Consider the following 3,365-nt stretch of genomic DNA (forward strand, 5'->3'; position numbering starts at 1 on the left):
CCGACATTAGAAACAAAAATTCTTATTTTTAAATCGTGAAACAAATCCTAAATATTAACCAAAAAGAGTCAACCTATTTCAGGACATGACAAAAACATTATCCATAAAATGAATATAATAGAAAGAATTTTAGAAGATTCAAAATCTGAGAATAAATATTTAAGTATTTGGTCTTATAGTGATGATGAAACTTTTTGGTGTGGGAAAATTTTGAATTACTCAAATGAAATCGTAACGTTTCAACATTATACAAAATATGGAGTAAAAGACGGAATAATTTTTATTCAATTATCACAAATAAAAAATATTGACTTCAATGATGAATATACAAAGTCTATTGCTTACGTTATAGAAAATTCTGAAAAAATTGCGAACGAAAATAAATTTGAAATAGCTTTTGTTGAAGATGAAAATTGGAAGAATTTGATTTTGAATCAATTAAATAAAAAAACTGAAATAATAAGTAGTGTAAAAGTATATGGTGAATACTATTCTGGTTTTATAATGAATGTTGATGAAGAAAGTTTTGTCATAAAATGCATTGATTCTCTTGGAATCGACCAAGGTTTATCAATGTTTAAAATTGATGACTTAACAGAATTTAAAATTAATGATATTGACAATCGCAAAAGATTATTATTATACAATTGGAGAAAAAACCTGCAGATAACATAGTATTGGCAAAATGCGGGGTTAAATGTATAATAGAAAGATTTGTAATATTTACACGCCGCTGCTTTTCATATAATCTTTTTCATTAAATTAGCTTATCTGAAAAAGCATCGGCTCCGTTTGGTCAGAACTTGAACATTCGTTCAAATTAAGCCCGCACTTCGCCAATACTTTTTCCGTTAGCTGCAATAAAAAAACCGAGTGGACGAACCGGCTCGGTAGTTTAAACTATAGTTTAGAAATAGTGTGGTTGCCGAAGCAAATTTGTTTACCTGCGCTTTTCGCTTAATGCAGTTCCCCAAATTTTCATTTAATCCCTTTTCCACCTAAAGGTTCAACAAATTTAGTTATTTTTATGAAAAATTTATAATGCTAATACCAAATAATTTAAATATCTCAAAACTTGACTTATCAAATAAAAATCTAACTGATTTCCCTACTGAAATTTTTAAATATAAAAATTTAAGAAGTATAAATCTTAGTAATAATAAAATTAAAAATATTCCACCAAAAATTACTCAGCTCAAAAGTTTAAGAACATTAGACATATCTTATAATCAACTATCAAATGTTTATGCAAAAGTTTGTGATTTGCCAAATCTCAGAATACTGAATTTAAATAATAATAAATTAAAAAGTTTACCAACACAATTTGGTCAACTTAAAAAATTAATTAGTTTGCATATTGCTAACAATCAACTACAAAATATTCCTAAAGAAATATTTTCATTATCAAATCTTCGAGAACTTGATATTAGTAACAATTCAATAATTGAAATTGATAATGATATTGAAAAACTAACAAACTTGCGTAAATTGTGGATTAATAATTTGTCCCTAAATAATTTTCCTTCTGAAAAATTACAAAATATCAATACATTGAATTCATTATATTGTTTTGGTAAAATAAATATTGATAAAAATATAGATTCAACATTTGAAAAACTAACACAAATTAAAGGCAATTCAAAACAAGTATTATTGAATTTAATAAACGAAAGTAAAATAGAAAAGTTAATTGTGGAAAAAACGATACAAAAACCAGAAAACAGTATAATATTGCAAAAATTCGATAAACCAATTAAGAATAGAATTTTTATAAGTTACTCTCACAAAGATAAAGTTTGGCTAGAACGTGTTCAAGTTCATTTAAAAGCTATAAAAAATCACTTAAAAAGAGATATAGATGTTTGGGATGATACAAAATTGAGAGGTGGAGATAAATGGCAAGATGAAATAAAAAAAGCGTTATCTGAATCTGCGATTGCAATTCTTCTTATTTCTGCTGATTTTCTAGCTTCTGAATTTATAAATAGATCTGAAATTCCACCGATTTTAGAAAATGCAAATAAAAACGGTACCAAAATTTTGCCCGTAATAGTATCACCTTGCTTATTTAAGAAAAGTCCATTAGGTGAATATCAAGCAATGAATGAACCAAGTAAAGCTTTATCAAATATTTCTAATTCTGAAGCTGAAGGCTATTTAGTTTCATTAACAGAACAAGTTTTAGAACTAATTGACTAAAATTTTACTGCAGCTAACATAGTATTGGCAAAATACGGGGTTAAATGTATAATTGAAAAATTTGAAATATTTAGCCGCCAATATTTTTCAATTCCACATTTTTGTTTAATTTAGTTCCATTGAAAAAATATTGGCTCCGTTTGGTCATTCTTGAACTTTTAGTTCTTCGAAAGCCCGCACTTCGCCAATACTTTTTCCGTTATCTGCAAGCAAAAATGAAACCCGCACCAAAGAAAATACAAGATAAATTTGAAGAGCACCTATTTCAATTTAGAAAAGAGGAAATTCTTGAATTAGCAAAATCAAATGGGAACATTTTTTCTGTAATAAATGGAATTCACAAAGAAGTTTATGGAATTTATATTATAGATGAATCCGAAAGTAATTTTTTGTTTCATATGTTCTATATTTCTAAAATTAACAATGAACTTATTGGTTATTTACTTGAATTAAGACCATTACAAGAGTTTAGAAATCAAATTGTTTCTATTTTTTCTTCATACTTAGTAAATATATTTAAAAAAGATAATCAATTAGATTTCGAGTCAGTTTTTAATACGTTTCAGTATTCTCAAGTTACAGTTTTTGAACAATATGGATTTGATGTTGTATTATTGGATGAAGAAATGATGAAAAGAAGAGGTGATATGATGATAAAATATAATGGTAAAGGTGTTGTTTTTATACCGGTCATTTCTACATCTCCAGAAAATGTTGATAATCATAATTTCATACCAATCAATACGACAAAAATCAGAAACTTAAAAGAAGGAGAACATTTTGTGTATTTAATGTATAATCAACTTAATAAATATTACAAAATTGGAAAAACAAAAAACAAAAGTACATTAACATTCAGAGAAAAGACTTTACAAGCAGAAGATCCAAATGTCCTGACTTTTGAAGTTTGGATAGTAAAAGAAAATTATGAAAAAAAGTTACACAAACAATTTGAAAATAAAAGATTACGTGGAGAGTGGTTTAATTTAGATTATTCTGACTTAAAAATATTAAAAAAGACAATGGAAAAATTTGCCTGCAGATAACATTGTATTGGCAAAATGCGGGGCGAAATGTATAATAGAAAGATTTGTAATATTTATCCGCCGCTGCTTTTCATATTGTTTTTTTTCATAATTTAGACAATCTGAAAAAGCATCGGCTCC

3 protein-coding genes are annotated in these 3,365 nt (G+C 26.6%); all 3 read left to right on the forward strand.

Features of this window, described 5'->3' with window-relative positions; genetic code table 11:
- Positions 1 to 108: 108 nt before the first annotated feature.
- The 3 genes from B5X62_RS15340 to B5X62_RS15350 all read left to right on the forward strand — a co-directional run bounded on the left by B5X62_RS15340 (position 109) and on the right by B5X62_RS15350 (position 3,245).
- Positions 109 to 675 carry a hypothetical protein gene (locus B5X62_RS15340; protein WP_079668362.1) on the forward strand — a complete coding sequence of 189 codons (567 nt, stop codon included), beginning with the start codon at positions 109 to 111 and terminating at the stop codon, positions 673 to 675.
- A gap of 366 nt (positions 676 to 1,041) precedes the next feature.
- The gene (locus B5X62_RS15345; protein WP_079668363.1) at positions 1,042 to 2,199 is read left to right on the forward strand and encodes a leucine-rich repeat domain-containing protein; all 1,158 of its coding nucleotides are present in this window, start codon (positions 1,042 to 1,044) and stop codon (positions 2,197 to 2,199) included.
- A 119-nt stretch (positions 2,200 to 2,318) separates the two neighbouring features.
- Positions 2,319 to 3,245, forward strand: a complete 927-nt coding sequence (locus B5X62_RS15350) for a GIY-YIG nuclease family protein (protein WP_144038417.1) — start codon at positions 2,319 to 2,321, stop codon at positions 3,243 to 3,245.
- Positions 3,246 to 3,365: the final 120 nt, after the last annotated feature.

The sequence above is a fragment of the Soonwooa buanensis genome (assembly GCF_900167905.1).
GTDB classification, from domain to species: Bacteria; Bacteroidota; Bacteroidia; order Flavobacteriales; family Weeksellaceae; genus Soonwooa; species Soonwooa buanensis.

Bases quoted from the DNA above. Each gene is read 5' to 3' on its own strand.
- B5X62_RS15340 (WP_079668362.1), top strand. From the start codon at position 109: ATGAATATAATAGAAAGAATTTTAGAAGATTCAAAATCTGAGAATAAA.
- B5X62_RS15345 (WP_079668363.1), top strand. From the start codon at position 1,042: ATGCTAATACCAAATAATTTAAATATCTCAAAACTTGACTTATCAAAT.